Origin of the sequence: Streptomyces sp. NPDC021020 (assembly GCF_044333285.1) — a bacterium.
In the GTDB taxonomy this organism is placed as follows: domain Bacteria; phylum Actinomycetota; class Actinomycetes; order Streptomycetales; family Streptomycetaceae; genus Actinacidiphila.
Genome location: NZ_JBIRQQ010000009.1, coordinates 305,418 through 321,207 on the forward strand (window position 1 = coordinate 305,418; position 15,790 = coordinate 321,207).

10 protein-coding genes are annotated in these 15,790 nt (G+C 76.3%); 4 read left to right on the plus strand and 6 right to left on the minus strand.

The annotated features are described in order from the left end of the window. Nucleotides 1-2 precede the first annotated feature (2 nt). Entirely contained in the window at nt 3-1,436 is a 1,434-nt protein-coding gene (locus ACH4SL_RS27410) for an MFS transporter (protein ID WP_398450174.1), read from the minus strand. A gap of 71 nt (nt 1,437-1,507) precedes the next feature. Between ACH4SL_RS27410 and ACH4SL_RS27415 the strand changes: the two genes are divergently transcribed. From ACH4SL_RS27415 to ACH4SL_RS27430, 4 genes are all read left to right on the plus strand, one after another. After that, a complete protein-coding gene (locus tag ACH4SL_RS27415; protein ID WP_398450176.1) occupies nt 1,508-2,497 on the plus strand; it encodes a GlxA family transcriptional regulator in 990 nt (329 codons plus the stop codon). A 30-nt stretch (nt 2,498-2,527) separates the two neighbouring features. Continuing rightward, nucleotides 2,528-3,607: an amidohydrolase family protein gene (locus ACH4SL_RS27420; RefSeq protein ID WP_398450178.1), complete on the plus strand. Its 1,080-nt coding sequence runs from the start codon at nt 2,528-2,530 to the stop codon at nt 3,605-3,607. Nucleotides 3,608-4,015: 408 nt separating this feature from the next. Then, complete coding sequence (locus ACH4SL_RS27425) at nt 4,016-5,281, plus strand: SCO1860 family LAETG-anchored protein (protein WP_398450180.1); 1,266 nt, start codon at nt 4,016-4,018, stop codon at nt 5,279-5,281. Nucleotides 5,282-5,497: 216 nt separating this feature from the next. Further along, entirely contained in the window at nt 5,498-8,551 is a 3,054-nt protein-coding gene (locus ACH4SL_RS27430) for an ABC transporter substrate-binding protein (protein ID WP_398450183.1), read from the plus strand. A gap of 18 nt (nt 8,552-8,569) precedes the next feature. Here the strand turns inward: ACH4SL_RS27430 and cobC are convergent, their stop codons facing one another. The 5 genes from cobC to cobM form a co-directional block, all read right to left on the minus strand. Then, entirely contained in the window at nt 8,570-9,631 is a 1,062-nt protein-coding gene (cobC, locus tag ACH4SL_RS27435; RefSeq protein ID WP_398450185.1) for an Rv2231c family pyridoxal phosphate-dependent protein CobC, read from the minus strand. Continuing rightward, nucleotides 9,615-10,514 (minus strand): sirohydrochlorin chelatase, encoded by a 900-nt coding sequence (locus ACH4SL_RS27440; RefSeq protein ID WP_398450187.1) that lies wholly within the window; start codon nt 10,512-10,514, stop codon nt 9,615-9,617. Before ACH4SL_RS27440 ends, cobC begins: the two co-directional genes overlap by 17 nt. Beyond that, nucleotides 10,511-13,165 carry a precorrin-3B C(17)-methyltransferase gene (gene cobJ / locus ACH4SL_RS27445; protein WP_398450189.1) on the minus strand — a complete coding sequence of 885 codons (2,655 nt, stop codon included), beginning with the start codon at nt 13,163-13,165 and terminating at the stop codon, nt 10,511-10,513. The genes ACH4SL_RS27440 and cobJ overlap by 4 nt, the downstream gene beginning before the upstream one ends. Beyond that, nucleotides 13,162-14,403 carry a precorrin-6y C5,15-methyltransferase (decarboxylating) subunit CbiE gene (cbiE, locus tag ACH4SL_RS27450; RefSeq protein WP_398450346.1) on the minus strand — a complete coding sequence of 414 codons (1,242 nt, stop codon included), beginning with the start codon at nt 14,401-14,403 and terminating at the stop codon, nt 13,162-13,164. Before cbiE ends, cobJ begins: the two co-directional genes overlap by 4 nt. A gap of 298 nt (nt 14,404-14,701) precedes the next feature. Further along, nucleotides 14,702-15,502, minus strand: coding sequence for a precorrin-4 C(11)-methyltransferase (cobM, locus tag ACH4SL_RS27455; protein WP_398450192.1), 801 nt, complete (start codon nt 15,500-15,502; stop codon nt 14,702-14,704). Nucleotides 15,503-15,790: the final 288 nt, after the last annotated feature.

Genomic DNA, 15,790 nt, shown 5'->3' on the forward strand with positions numbered 1-15,790 from the left:
CGTCAGTCGCGCGGGCGCAGGGCCACCGCCGTCGCCGCCGCTGCGGCCAGCACCAGGCCCGCGGCCACCAGCAGGCTCTCCCGCAGACCGGGCATGAAGTGCGCCCCGGCCACCAGCGAGCCGAAGAGCGCGACGCTCAGCGCCCCCGCGACCTGCCGGGCGGCGTTGAGCACGCCCGCGGCCAGCCCCGCACGCTCGGCGGGCACCGCGCCCATCACCGACGCGGTGAGCGCCGGTACGGCCAGGGCGCCGCCCACGCCCAGCGGGACCATCAGGAACGCCACCGCGAGCGTCGGGGTGTGCCGCCCCACCGGCAGCAGCGCCAGCAGGCCCGCCGCCATGACGAGTTGGCCGACGACCATCGGCAGGCGCGGCCCGAAGCGGTTGGTGACGCGGCCGGACAGCACGTTCACCGTCGAGATGAGCAGCGTCATCGGCAGGAACATCAGGCCCGCCGTGAGCGCCGACTCCCCGCGCACCTGCTGGAAGTACAGCCCCAGCACGAAGAACATGCCGAAGAAGCCCACGCTGAGCGCCGCGCCCGACGCCACCGAGGCGGAGAAGGCGGCGCCCCGGAAGAGGCCCAGCGGGACGACGGGGTGCGGGTGCCGGGTCTCGGCGACGACGAAGGCCGCCCCGGCGGCGACGGCCACGCCCGCCGCGATCCAGCCGCCCGTCCCGCCCTCGATCACCGCGAAGGTGAGCGCGCTCAGCGCCAGCACCGCGGTGACCTGGCCGGGCACGTCGAGGGGCGCCGGGCGGCGCTCACCGCGGGCGCCGCGGGCCAGCGCGAGCGTCACCACGGCGAAGGGGAGGTTGACGTAGAAGATGGACCGCCAGTCCCAGGCCGTGGTGAGCACCCCGCCCACGACCGGGCCGAGCGCCACCGCCGTCGAACCGCCCGTCGCCCACACGGAGATGGCGCGGGTGCGCCTGACCGGGTCCGCGTAGGCCTGCCGCACCAGCGCCAGCGAGGAGGGCAGCATCACGGCCGCCGCCGTGCCCTGCACCACGCGCGCCACGATGAGCACCGTGAGACCGGGCGCGAGGCCGCACGCCAGGGACGACAGCGCGAAGACCAGCACGCCGCCCCCGAAGGCCCGGCCCGCGCCGATCCGGTCCGACAGCGCGCCGGTGGACAGCATCAGCGCGGCGAAGGCGAGGGTGTAGCCGTCGACGACCCACTGGAGCGCGGACAGCCCGCCGTGCAGGTCGTCCCCCATCGCCGGGAGCGCGACGTTGACGACGGAGGCGTCGAGGGTGATGAGGAAGAAGCCGAGCAGGGCGGCGCCGAGCATCCGCCCGGGGGACGCGGGGGAAGCAGGCGTCGCGGCCGGTGCGGGTGACGCGGGTGGCGCGGGCGGCCGCACGGCCGGGCCCCGCTCCGCGGTGGCGGACGGGACGCGGGCCGAACGCGAGGTGTGATCCGGTGACATGGGCACCAGCCTCCCCGCGGGGCCGGGCGTACAGTAGTGGCCAGAATGCCAAAGGACCGGAGGTTCTGGCCATGGTGCCGACCGTGCAGGAGGCGACGCCGCAGCCGCGCCCGCGGCGGGTCGTGGTGATCGCCGCGGAGCCCGTCTCGATGTTCAACCTCGCCGTCCCCGACATGCTCTTCGCCCGCGTCGAGATCGACGGCCGGCCCGGCTACGAGGTCGAGCTGTGCACCCCCGACCCCGGGGCCGTCCGCACCAACGGGCCCGCCGAGATCCTCATCCGCAGCGGGCTGGACGCCGTGGACGGCGCCGACACCGTCATCGTCCCCGGCACCGGCTCCCGCGAGGAGCCCGACCCGCGCATCCTCGCCGCGGTGCGGCGCGCCGCCGCGTCCGGGGCCCGGATCGCCTCGATCTGCTCGGGCGCCTTCCTGCTCGCCGAGGCGGGCCTGCTCGACGGGCGGCGCGCGACCACGTACTGGATGCTCACCGAGGAGTTCGGCGAGCGCTACCCGACCGTGGACGTCCAGCCCGACGTGCTCTTCGTCCAGGACGGCCGGCTGCTCACCTCCTCCGGCTACGCCGCCGGCATTGACCTGTGCCTGCACATCATCCGCACCGACTACGGGTCCGCCGTCGCCAACAGCGTCGCCCGGCACGCCCTGGTGGCGCCCGTACGGTGCGGCGGGCAGGCGCAGTTCACCGAGACGCCGCTGCCCGCCGTGACCGGCACCTCCTTCGCCGACACCCGCGCCTGGGCCATGACCCGGCTCGACCAGCCGCTCACCCTCACCGACCTCGCCCGGCACGCCGCCGTCAGCGTGCGCACCCTCAACCGCCGCTTCCGCGCCGAGACCAGCGTCAGCCCGCTCCAGTGGCTGCTGCACCAGCGCATCCAGCGGGCCCGCGAACTGCTGGAGACCACGACCCTGCCGGTCGACCAGGTCGCCCGCGCCAGCGGCCTGGGCACCGCCGACTCGCTGCGCCAGCACCTCACCCGCCGCGTCGGCCTGACCCCCAGCGACTACCGCGCCGCCTTCAGCCGACTGCCCGCCGCGTGAGGACGGGCGGCGGACCCGTACAGTGCCCCCATGGGTGAGGTGCTGCACATCACGGGCCGGATCCTGACCGGGCCCGACGAGGCGACCGACGAGCTGTGGGTGGTCGACGGCCGGATCACGTACGACCGGCCCGCCACCGAGGCCGTGACCGTACGCGGCTGGGCGCTGCCCGGCCTTGTCGACGCGCACTGCCACGTCGGCCTCGACCACTACGGCGCGGTGGCCGCCGAGACTTCCGAGAAGCAGGCGCTCGCCGACCGGGACGCGGGCGCGCTGCTGCTGCGCGACGCGGGCTCGCCCAGCGACACCCGGTGGGTCGACGACCGCGCCGACCTGCCCCGCATCATCCGCGCCGGACGCCACATCGCGCGCGCCCGCCGCTACATCCGCAACTTCGCGCACGAGATCGAGCCCGGTGACCTGGCCGCGTACGTGCGGCAGGAGGCGCGGCGCGGCGACGGCTGGGTCAAGCTCGTCGGCGACTGGATCGAGCGCGAGGCGGGCGACCTCACACCCTGCTGGCCGAAGGACGCGCTGGTCGAGGCGATCGCCGCCGCCCACGAGGAGGGCGCGCGGGTCACCGCGCACTGCTTCGCCGAGGACACGCTGCACGACGTCGTCACGGCGGGCATCGACTGCGTCGAGCACGCGACGGGCCTCACCGACGAGACGATCCCGCTGCTCGTCGAGCACGGCGTGGCCATCGTGCCCACGCTCGTCAACATCGCCACCTTCCCGGACCTCGCGGCGAGCGGCGAGGCCAAATACCCCCGCTGGGCGGACCACATGCGCCGCCTGCACGCGCGCCGCCACGAGACCGTGCGCAACGCGTACGACGCCGGGATCGCCGTCTACGCCGGTACGGACGCGGGCAGCAGCCTGCCGCACGGCCTCATCGCGGCCGAGGTCGAGGAGCTGGTCACGGCGGGCCTGCCGGTGACGGCGGCGCTGTCGGCGACGACCTGGCAGGCCCGGGAGTGGCTCGGCCGCCCGGGTCTGGAGGAGGGCGCCCCGGCCGACCTGGTCGTCTACGACGCCGACCCGCGCGCGGACATCCGGGTGCTGGCGGCACCGCGCCGCGTCGTCCTGCGCGGCGCGGTGGTGGCCTGAACGCCGTGACGGCGCGGCGGCGCACGGCCTGAACGCCCTGAACGCCCGCCCGGTACGCGGGGTTTGAGACCTCCTTCGGACGATACGCGAGCGCCGCGCACGCGCGGGCGCACGTCTCTGCCCGCCCGGGCGTCGGCCCCGGACCATATGCGCGCCGGGGTCTCCCATGTCACCGCCGGTGGGGCGGGGTCCGCGGCCCGGTGGGCGGTATGTCCGCACCACCGTGTCCCGCGCTCCAGGAATCCCACCGGAAACCACCCTTTTGGGTGAACTGGCGTCGCGTAGCCGCGCATTCACTCTCAGTGCGTAAGCATTACTGGCCGAGCCCCCGGTCAGCTGTCCCCAACTCGCTTACGGCCGGGGGGAGTCCGAATACTTCCCGATGTCTTCCGTGGGGGTCCCACACCGATGTACCGCACCACCAACACCTTCCCGCTGCCCGTCCGCCGCCGCGCCGCCGCCGTCGGAGCCGCCGTCGCCCTCGCCGCGGGCGCCGCGGTCCTGGCGCCCGGCGCGCAGGCGGCCCCGGCCGGCGACCCGCACGGCGGCGCGTCCACCGCCGCCGTGCTGCGCGCGGGCCTGGACGTGTCGCTGCTCGGCAAGGCGGTCGACGTGCCGGTCGACGTCGCGCTCAACGACGTGCACGCACCCGCCGACGCCAAGAAGACCGCGCTGACCGTCACGGTCGGCAAGGGCGTGGAGAACGGGCGCGGCATCAGCATCCTGCGGGCCGACGTCGCGACGTCGAAGGCCACCGCCGACGCACACAAGGCCGAGGGCTACGCCAACGTGGCCCACGCCCAGGTGCACGTCCCCGGCCTGCCGCTGCTGGCGCTGGTCAAGGCCGACGCCATCACCTCCACCGCGACCTGCGAGGCGGGCCGCAAGCCCACCGCGCACTCCGAACTCGCGGGCCTCACCGTGCTCGGGCAGCGGATCAACCTCGGCGCGGTCGGCACGACCGAGCTGACCGTTCCCGGCGTCGGCCACGTCAGCCTGAACCTGACGCAGACCACGACCACGTCCACCACCGCGGCGGCGACCGCGCTGCGGCTCGCGATCCACCTCAACCCGCTGAGCCTGGGCGTCGCCGAGATCAGCGGCGAGGTCACGCTCGCGCAGGCCACCTGCACCGCCCCGCGCACCGGCGGCACCACCGGCGGCTCGACGTCCGGTTCCACGTCGGGTACGACCTCGGGCTCGACGTCCGGCTCCACCTCGGGCACCACGTCCGGTACGACGGCGGGCTCCACCTCCGGCTCCACCACCGGCACGACGTCCGGCACCTCCGGCAGCACCACCACCGGCAGCACGAACGGCGCCACCACCGGGTCCACGTCCGGCTCGACCACCGGCTCGACCACCGGCTCGACCTCGGGCTCGACCTCCGGCACCTCCGGGAGCGCCACGTCCGGCACCTCCGGCAGCGGCGGCACCTCCGGCTCGGCGTCGGGCACCTCAACCGGCGCCTCCGGCTCGGCCGGTACCTCGGGCACCTCCGGTGCGGTCGTCCAGACCGGCCCCGACACCGGCAACCTGGCGGAGACCGGCGCGAGTTCGGGCATCCCCTACATGGCGGGCGGCGCGGTCGCCCTGCTCGTCGCGGGCGCGGGCGCGTACCTGCTGACCGCCCGCCGCCGCCGGGGCGCCGGGGCGGCGGACCCGCAGGACTGACGCGCGGGCCGAACGTCACCGCCGCGCGATAGCAAGGTCACAACGGGGGAACGAAAGCCCCGGGGGCGGCGCCGGACCACCGGCGCCGCCCCGTAGGCTGTGCGGGCGGCCGGAAGTCGTCCACGGCCGGGGCAGGTCGGCGTACGTCTTGCGCAACCCGGCGCCGGGGGCGGTGGATTCGGCGGGTGGTGGAGTGCAGAGGCGGACGGGGCGGGAATGACTGACGGGCTTTTCGCGGGGCGCTACCAGCTGGCCGAACTGCTCGGCGCGGGAGGCATGGCGCGCGTCCACCGAGCCCAGGACACCCGGATGGGCCGGACCGTCGCCGTCAAGACGCTGCTGCCGGACCTGGCCGACAACCCCGACGCGCGCCGCCGGTTCGCCCGCGAGGCGCAGGCCGCGGGCTCGCTCAACCACCCCGGCATCGTGACCGTCCACGACCAGGACGAGATACGCGAGGGCGACGAGGTCGTGCCCTACCTCGTCATGGAGTTCGTGCCCGGCGGCACCCTCTCCCAACTCCTGCGCCGCCGGGTGTTCTTCCCGCCCGAGCGGGCCGTGCGCGTCGTCTGCGACATCCTCGACGCCCTCGCGCACGCGCACAGCCACGGCACGGTCCACCGCGACGTGAAGCCCGCGAACGTGATGGTCACGCCCGAAGGCGTCGTCAAGGTCGCGGACTTCGGCATCGCCCGCGTGCTGGACACCGACTCCCGGCTCACCACGACGGGTTCGGCGATCGGCACCCCGAGCTACATGTCGCCCGAGCAGATCAACGGCGCCGAGGTCGACGCCCGCAGCGACGTCTACGCGGTCGGCTGCATGCTCACCGAACTCCTCACCGGCAAGCCGCCGTTCACCGACGGCAACCCGATCAACCTCATGTACTGGCACGTCCACACCGCGCCGCCCGCGCCCTCGTCGCGCAACCCGCGGGTCCCGCCGGAGCTGGACGCGCTCGTGCTCGCCGCCCTCGCCAAGAACCCCGCCGACCGGCACGGCGACGCCAGGGTCTTCCGCGACCGGCTGCGCGGCTGGCTGGTCTCCTCCGGCAATGCGGGGCTGCTCGCCGGTCCTGCGATCCCGGCCTCCTTCGACACGGCGACGACCCCGCTCTCGGCTGCCAAGCCCCCCTACGGGCCCGCGGACGACGCCGCCGACGCGGCCAACTCCGGTGCCGCCTCCGGCGGTTCGGGCGCGCCCCCGCCCTCCACCCCGCCGCCCTCGACGCCCCCGCCCTCCACCCCGCCCCCTGCCACCGGCGGATTCGGCTTCGCTCCCGTCCCCGGCCCCAGCACCCCGCCGCCGCCCACCCCGGCCGAGCACCCGGCGTACGCGCCGCGCCCGCAGGTGCCGCTCCCGCCGCCGTATCTGCCGTCCACCCCGCCGCCCTTCAACAGGCCCGGCAATTCGGGGGAGTTCGACCCGGCGCGGCGCGCCCGGCGGCGCTGGACGACGGCCGTCGCGGCGGTGGCCGTGGCCGCCGTCGGCGTGACCGTCACGCTGCTGTACGGCCCGCTCGGCGGCAAGCACCACGACAAGGCCGACCCGACCCCCACGCCGTCCACCCACGGCCCGACCGTCACCGCCCAGCCCGCCAACCTCGCACGGCACGGCGGCAAGGCGGGCACCGGCTACAACGGCGGCCTCGACGGCGTCGTCAACGCCTCCGACCGGAAAGGCGGCACCCTGCGGCTCGCCGCCGCCTACCCCGAGGACGGGATGCTTGACCCGGCGATCGTCTACACCCAACCGTCGTGGAACCTCCAGCGCCTCTTCGAGCGCAAGCTCGTCGACTACGCCCCGGACCCCGGCCCCGCCGGGCGCAAGCTCCTGCCGGACCTCGCCAAGGACACCGGCACCGTCAGCAACGGCGGCAAGACCTGGACCTTCCACCTCAAGGCGGGCCTGAGGTACGAGGACGGCAGCGCCATCACCTCGCAGGACATCAAGTACGGCATCGAGCGCACCTTCGACCGGGACGTCTTCATCGCGGGCCCCGCCAATTTCGTCGAACTCCTCGACGAGGGCCAGCACTACCCCGGCCCGTACAAGGACACCGACCCCGACCGGCTCGGCCTGAAGTCGGTCGCCACTCCCGACGACACGACCATCGTCTTCACCCTCGCCCAGCCCTTCGCGGACTTCCCGTACGTGCTGGCGATGCCGATGGGCGCGCCCGTCCCGCGCAAGGTCGACACCGGCAACGGCACCGGCTACCGCGACCAGCCGCTCTCCAGCGGGCCTTACAAGATCGAGAGCTACCAGCGGGACAAGTCGGTGCACATGGTCCGCAACACCGAGTGGGACCAGTCCACCGATCCCGTACGCTCCGCCCTGCCCGACGAGATCGACCTCACCATCTACTCGGCGCAGGACGCCGTCGAGAACGCGCTGCTGTCCGGCGACGCCGACATCGACCTCCAGTCCCAGGCGCTGTCGGACGGCACCCGGGCCAGGGTCACGGGCGACGACGCCCTGCACGCGCAGACCGACCTCGCCTACGACAGCAGCACCCGCTACATCAGCCTCCAGACGGCCGTCGCGCCCTTCGACAAGCAGCCCTGCCGGGCCGCCGTGCAGTACGCCGTCGACCGGGTGTCCGTCCGCACCGCCCTGGGCGGCGCGAACGCGGGCGACATCGCCACCACGATGCTGCCGCCCACCGTGGACGGCTTCGACCCCGACGCCCACCCGTACGGCGACAGCACCGGCAAGAACGACACCACCAAGGCGCGCGAGCAGCTCGCGGTGTGCGGCAAGCCGAGCGGCTTCAGCACCACGCTCGTCGGTGCCGCCAACAACCCGACGACGCTCGCGGCCATGATGGCGGTCCAGCAGTCGCTGAAGAACGCCGGTATCGCGGTCAACGTCAAGCAGGTCCCCCTCGCCGACCTCTACTCCGCCCTCGACTCGCCGACCAAGGTCAAGCAGAACGGCTGGGGCATGGTCATGAGCGCCTGGGCCGCCGACTGGCCCAACGGCGGCGGCTTCCTGCGCACCCTCGTCGCCCCCGGCAGCCCCACCAACTACGCGGGCGTGAACGACCCGGGCCTGGACCTCGTCATGAGCCGGGGCGAGAGCGCCGACGCCCCGGAGAAGTCCACCGCGGCCTGGCGGGAGGCCGACGAGAAGATCATGGCGGACGCCGCCCTCGTCCCCCTCGTCCACGGGCGGCACCTGGTCTTCCGCAGCAGCAGGCTCACCAACGTCTACGAGCACGAGGTCTTCGGCGCGCCCGACCTGACGGCGCTGGGCCTCGCCAACTGACCCCGGGCGGTGGGGCGGTCAGGCCCGCAGCGCCGCTCGCAGCGCCGCGGCGAAGGCGTCGGACGTCGTCCGGTCCCGCACCGCGACCCGCAGCCACCGCGGGCCCAGGCCCGGGAAGGTGTCGCCCCTGCGCACCGCCCAGCCGTCCGCCCGCAGCCGCTCCCGTACGGCCGCCGCGTCCGGCAGCCGCAGCAGCACGAAGGGCGCGGCGGGCGCGGTGCCCGCGACCGTGACGCCGGGCACCGCGGCCAGCAGCGCCAGCAGGTGCGCGCGGTCCGCCGCCGTCCGCACCGCCGCCGCCTCCGCCTCGGCGAGCGCGGCGGGTTCCGTGCACGCCTGCGCCGCCACGAGCGCCGGGGCCGACACCGCCCACAGCGGCTGCGCCCGCTCCAGCGCCGCGACCGGCTGGCGGCCACCCAGCACATAGCCGATCCGCAGGCCCGCCAGACCCCAGGTCTTGGTCAGGCTGCGCAGCACCAGCAGCCCCGGCACGTCCCGCGCCGCCGCGAGCGACTCGCCTTCGCCCGGCACCGAGTCCATGAACGCCTCGTCCACCACCAGGGTCCGCCCAGGCCGCGCCAACTGCCGCAAGTCCGCCGCCGGATGGAGCACGGACGTGGGGTTCGTCGGGTTGCCGACCACCACCAGATCCGCCTGCTCCGGCACCGCCGCCGGGTCCAGCCGGAAGCCGTCCGCCGCCGTCAGCAGCACCCGGTGCACCGGGTGGCCCGCGGCCCGCAGCGCCGCCTCCGGCTCGGTGAACTGCGGGTGCACCACCACCGCGCAGCGCGGCCGCAGCGCCCGCGCGAGCAGCACGAACGCCTCCGCCGCGCCCGCCGTCAGCAGCACCTCGCGGGCGTCGGCCCGGCCGTGCCGCGCCGCGACCGCGGCCCGCGCCGCCCGCCCGTCCGGATAGCGCGCCAGGTCCGCGAGCGAGTCCGCGATCCGCGCCGCGAGCCACGGCGGGGGCGTGCCCGTGCGGACGTTGACGGCGAGGTCGACCAGGCCCTCGGCCGTCTCGCGGTCGCCGTGGTGGCCCAGGTCGTACGCGTCCGCGCCGTTCTCAGTGGGAGTGCGCATGCCCGTGCCCGTGGGTGTGGGACGGGTCGTCCGGGTGGTGGTGCGGCTGCTGCGGGCGGCCCACACGGTCCTCGAAGCCGGGCATCGCCACCCGGTAGACGCAACTGTCGCAGTTCATCCGCAGATCGCCCGCGACCGCCTCCCGGTAGCGCTCCATCACCAGCGCCGCCAGCTCCGGTTCGGGCCCGATGACATCGGCGCACCGCACGTCCACCGTGCCGTTCGCCGCCGCCCATCCGGCGGCCTGCGCGCGTACCCGGTCCGGCAGCACACCCGCGAACAGGAAGTACGGCAGCACCACGACCGTCCGCGCGCCCAGCCGCGCGCAGCGCTCCAGGCCCGCGGCGACCGAGGGCTCCGCGAGCGACACGAACGCGGTCTCCACGCCCGCATATCCGCGGCCCTCCCACAGCAGCCGGGCCGCCTTGAAGACCTCGGCGTTCGCGTCCGGGTCGGTCGACCCGCGCCCGACCAGCAGCACCGTCGCCGCCGCCCGCCCGGTGCCGGTGGCCGCCAGCACCTCGTCCACCCGTCGCTCCAGCACCGCGAGCAGCCCCGGGTGCGGGCCCAGCGGGCGGCCGTACGCGAACGACGTCCCCGGGTGCCGCTGCTTCTCGCGGGCCAGCGCCGCCGGGATGTCGCCCTTGGCGTGGCCCGCCGAGACCAGCACCAGCGGCACCGCGGCGAAGTCCCGTACACCCGCGGCGACCAGGGCCGCGACGCTGTCGGCGAGCGGCGGCGGGGACAGCTCGATGAAGCCGCCGCCGACCGGCAGGTCCGGGTGCGCGGCGCCCAGCCCCTCGGTGAAGGACCGGAAGGCCTGCGCACCGGCGGCGTCACGGGTGCCGTGGCCGACGAGCAGCAGGGCGGGGGCGGTTGTCACCGGTCGTTCTCCTTGGTGGTGCGGTAGGGGGTGTAGAGCAGCGCGTTGAGCGCGGCGGCGGCCACCGCGGAACCGCCCTTCTCCGAGACGTTGCTGATCGCGGGCAGGCCCGAGGCCCGCAGGTGCTCCTTGCTCTCCGCGGCGCCCACGAAGCCGACCGGCAGGCCGATCACCAGCGCGGGCGCCGCGTCCAGCGCGATCAGCTCCTCCAGGGCGGTCGGGGCGCACCCCACCACCCACACCGCGCCCGGCCCGACCTCGGCGTACGCCAGCCGCACCGCGTGCGCGCTGCGCGTCAGGCCGTCCGGCCCGGCGGTGGCCTCCTTGAGGCGGCACACCACCCGGCGCCCGGTGATCCCGGCCGCCACCATCTCGACGTCCGCGACGACCGGGGCCCCGGCGTGCAGCGCCGCCTGCGCCGCGGCGAGTTGCGCCTCGTCCATGACCAGCTCCTCGGCGTACCCGAGGTCCGCGCTGGCGTGCACCACGCGCTCCACGACCGCGCGGCGCAGCGGCGTCAGGCCGGAGGTGTCCAGCCGGGTGCGCAGGATGCGGTACGACTCCTGCTCGATGGGGTGCACGATCCGCCGTGCGGGGCTTGCCGGTTCGGCCGCCGGGCGCGGTGGTAGGGGCGGGTTCGCGGGGCGGGGCGGCGCCGCGGGCCGCGGCGGGGCGGACGGGCGGGGCGGCGGCGGGGACTGCCAGCGGTAGCCGCGCGGGGTCACCATGCGGCCCGCGACCACCCGGGAGGCGGTGTTGCCGACCGTCACGACGGTCATCATGTCGACCGTCGCCGGGTCGAGGCCGCTCAGCGTCGTGACGGTCACCCGCTCGCCCGGCCGGGACGCGGACCGTACGACCCCCACCGGGGTGCGCGGCGCGCGGTGCTCCGCGAGCAGCGCCAGCGCCTTCGGGAGCTGCCAGTCGCGGCCGCGGCTGCGCGGGTTGTAGAACGTCACGACCAGATCGGACTCCGCCGCCGCCCGCACCCGGCGCTCGATCACCTCCCACGGGGTGTGCAGGTCCGACAGGCTGATCGACACATGGTCGTGCCCGAGCGGCGCCCCCAGCAGGGCCGCCGCCGCGAGCGCCGCGGTCACGCCGGGCACGCCCACCACGTCGATGTCGTCCGCGGCCTCCGCGAGCGCGGGCGAGGCCATCGCGTACACGCCCGCGTCGCCGCTGCCGACCAGCGCGACCGCGTGCCCCGCGCGGGCCTCCGCCACGGCGGTACGCGCCCGTGCCTCCTCCGCGCCCAGGCCCGACTCCAGCACCCGGGTGCCCGGCCGCAGCAGGTCGCGTACCTGCTCGACGTACTGGTCCAGGCCCACGACCACCGAGGCGCGCCGCAGCTCCGCCGCCGCCCGCGGGGTGAGCAGATCCCGGGCCCCCGGCCCGAGACCCACCACCGCGAGCCGCCCGCGCGGCCTGCGGCGGGCGACCGCGGCGGTGGCCATCGCCGACTTCCGCTTCTCGACGGCGAGTTCGCCCCCGGGCCCGGCCGCGAGCAGCGCCGCCGCCTCCGCCACGGAGGGCGTCCCCACGGCGGCGAGCGGCGCGTCCGAGGGGTTCGGTACCTCGACCCCGGCGAGGTCCGCCGCCGCGAACGTCAGCAGCGGCACGCCGAATTCGGCGGCGGCCCCGACGATCCCCGCCTCCTCCTTCTTGGCCTCCACGGTGGCCAGGGCCCACACGCTCCTCCGGGCGAGCCCGGCGCCGTCCAGCGCACTCCCGACGAGTTCTACGACCTCCTCGACGCCCACCTCGCGCGACCCGCCGACCCCGACCACGAGCGACGGCGGCCTGACGTACACGGCCCGCTCGCCGTGAGCCCGCACCTCGTCGGTGACCTCGACGAGGTATTGGGGGCTGCCGCCCTCCGCGGCGGGAGGGGTTCCCGGGTCGCGCCGGGTGGGCGCGGGCGCCGCCTGCCGCTCACCTTCTTCCGCCGCGGCGGCGGGAAGCGGGGGAGTGGTGTCCGGCGGTGCCGAGCCGTCCTCGGCCGCGGTGGGTTCGGCACCGCCGGGTTGCGCCGTTTCGGTGCTCGCCGTTGCGGCGGGAGGATTTCCCGGCTCGGGCCGGGTGGGCGCGGGAGTCGGCTGGGGCTCGTTGGTATCCGGCGCGGTGCCGGGAGGGGCTGCCGCGGTCCCCGGCCACAGGTGGAGGGGAAGGGCGGGGAGAGGCCAGGTGACGGGGCTCAGGAGGTGGACGGGGGTGCCGTCCAGGAGGGCGCGGGTCACTGCGGGGATTGCGCCCTCCGCCGGGTAGGGGAGGGCGTCGAGCGCGGGCGTGCCGGTCACGTCCGTCGCGGTCGTCACGACCGGCTCGGCCCCGAGCACCTCGCCGACCTCCGCGGCGAGCGCGTTCGCCCCGGCCGCGTGGCCGCCGAGGAGGGCGACGGCGTGCCGGTGCGCCTCGTCCACCGTCACGACCGCCGGATCCCCGGACTTGGACGTCAGCAGCGGCGCGAGCACCCGTACGGCCGCCCCCGTCGCGAGGAAGACCACGAGCGCGTCGCACTCCGCGAACGCCGCCGCGAGCCGTTCGCCCACCGGACCGTCGTCGTAGCGGCGGGTGCGGCCGGGCCAGGCGGCGGCGAGCCGCTCGCAGCCGGTCCTGCCCGCCGCGGTGGCATGGATGAGCCCGATCACGCGGGTGCTCCTTCTTCTCTGTCAGGGGCGCCGGGCCGCCGTTCGGCCCACAGCACGAACACCGGGTTGGCCGCGGCGAGCCGGGAGACCCCGCCGGGCAGCGGCGCGAGCCGCGAGGACTGGAGCAGCACCCCGCCCACCGCGAAGCCTTCCGCGCCGAGCGCGGCCCGTACCTCCGCGACCCGGTCGACCGCCGCGAGCGTCACCACGACCGCCCGGCGCGCCCGCGCGGCACACGCGGCGACCACGGCGGCGACATCGTCCCCGCCGCCGCCGACGAACACCGCGTCGGGGTCGGGGAGTTCGCCGAGCACGGCGGGCGCGTCGCCGAGCACGGCCGCGACGTCCACGCCGTGCGCGGCGGCGTTGGCCCGCACCCGGGCGACCGCGTCCGCGCATCTGTCGACGGCGACGACCGCCGCCCCGAACCGCGCGCACTCCACGGCCACCGAGCCGGACCCGGCGCCGACGTCCCACACCAGCTCGCCGGTGCGCGGCCCGAGCCGGGCGAGGGCGAGCGCCCGTACCTCGAACTTGCTGATCATCGAATCCCGGTGGGCGAACGCCTCCTCCGGCAGCGCCCACCCCGCGGGCGCGGGCGGCGGACCCGCGACCGTCACGGCCGGACCGACCGGCAGCCCCGGCCGCAGGCTCAGCACGACGCTCACGGCGCCGCCCCACTCCCGCTCCGCCGCCTCCCGCGGGGAGACGGCCACGACGGATTCGCCGTCCGAGCCCAGCCGGGAGGCCACGACGAGCCGCCGGTCCGCACCGGCGCGGTCCAGCGCGGCGCCGATCTCCGCGGGTCCGGCGCCGGGGCCGGTCAGCACGGCGGCCTTGCCGTGCGCGAGGCACACATGGACCGCGGTCCGCAGCGCCCGCCCGTGCGCGCTCACGACGACGGCGTCGTCCCAGCTCAGCCCGACCCGGGCGAACGCGGCGGCGACGGACGCCACGGACGGCCGCACGTCGAGCGCCGCCGCCCCGAACCGCTCGCCCAGCGCCCGCACGATCCCGAAGTGCCCCGGGTCCCCGGACGCCAGCACCACGACCCGCCGCCCGGCGGCCACGTACTCCCCGACGACGTCCAGCGCGGGCGCGAGCGCCCCGAGCACGATCCGCCGTGCGGCGGGCGGCAGTTCGGCGGCAGCCAGGTGCCGTGCGGCGCCGACGACCAACTCGGCGTCCCCCGCGACGACGACTGCCTCCCCGCCCGTACCGCCACCGACGACGGTGATGAGCGGGACCGCGCGGGGGGCCTGGGCGCCGGTGCCCCGGTCGTCCGCGGCGGCGTTCCCGCGTGCGAGGGGGGCCGCGTCGGTGCCTGTCCGGCCGGAGGCGACGGGGGTGGGACGTGGTCCGCGCAGGTCGTCGCGGCTGCCGGGTGCGCAGGTGTCCGCGTCGTCCGGGCCGGGCGCGGCCGGTGACGCGCGTACGACGTCGGGCCCGCCCGCGGGCAGGGGTTCGGGGCCGCCGTCCTGCCCGGCCGCGGCCGTACGCCCGTCGGGGCCCGGCACCCGCGGCTCGGCCGCTCGCTCAGTCACGGGGTGCCCGCAGGTCGCGGCGGGCGGTCGGGTCCGCGCGGCGGAAGCCGTGAAAGTGGCCCGGGTGGTAGAGGTGGGAGCGGGTGCCGGAGGACGCGAGGGCGGGGCCGACGAGGAAGAGGGTGTGCTTCCAGAGGCGGTGCACCTTGACCGTCTCCTCCAGCGTGCCCACCGTGCAGTGCAGCAGCAGCTCCTCCGGCCACGTCACCTGGTGTGCGACGACGACCGGCGTGTCCGTCGGGTAGCCGCCCTCCAGCAGCTCCGCCGCGAGCTGGCCGCTGCGGGCGGCGGACAGGAAGACCGCCATCGTCGTGCCGTGCCGCGCGAACTCCCGGACCTCCTCGCCCGGCGGCATCGGCGTCTTGCCGCCGCCCAGCCGGGTGAGGATGACGGACTGCGCGACCCGCGGGATCGTCAACTCCCGTCCGGCGCGCGCCGCGACCGCCGAGAAGGACGACACCCCCGGCACGATCTCCACCTCGACGTCCAGCTCCGCGCAGCGGTCCACCTGCTCCTGCGTGCCGCCCCACAGCGCGGGGTCGCCGGAGTGGACGCGCGCGCAGCGCAGGCCCTCGCGGGCGACGCGCCCGTAGACGGCGACGACGTCCTCCAGCGACATCCCCGCCGAGTCCAGGATCTCCGCCCCCTCGCGGGCGTGCTCCAGCACCGCCTCCTGCACGAGGCTCGCCGCCCAGATGACGACGTCCGCCTCGGCGATGGCCTTCGCGGCGCGGAAGGTGAGCAGATCGGCGGCACCGGGCCCGGCCCCGACGAAGGTGACCTTGCCCCTCATCGGACACCCCCGCCCGCGGCGCGGGTGGTGCGCGGCCCGGCGGCTGCGGCGCGCGCCCTGGTGGCGTCCGGGCGCGCGTCCGCCCCGTCCGGCGTGCCCGCCGCGGGTGACGGACCGGGCGTAGGGCGTGAGATGCCCGGCGCGCGAGCGGCGCGCAGCGGTCCGGCCCCCGTGGCGGCGCCCTCGCGCGATCGGCCTACCGCCGCCCAGGGCATCCTGCGTGCCGCGTGTGACGGTACGGGTGTCGGACGCGCGGGGCGTGCCGCAGGGGTGCAGAGCGGACCGGCG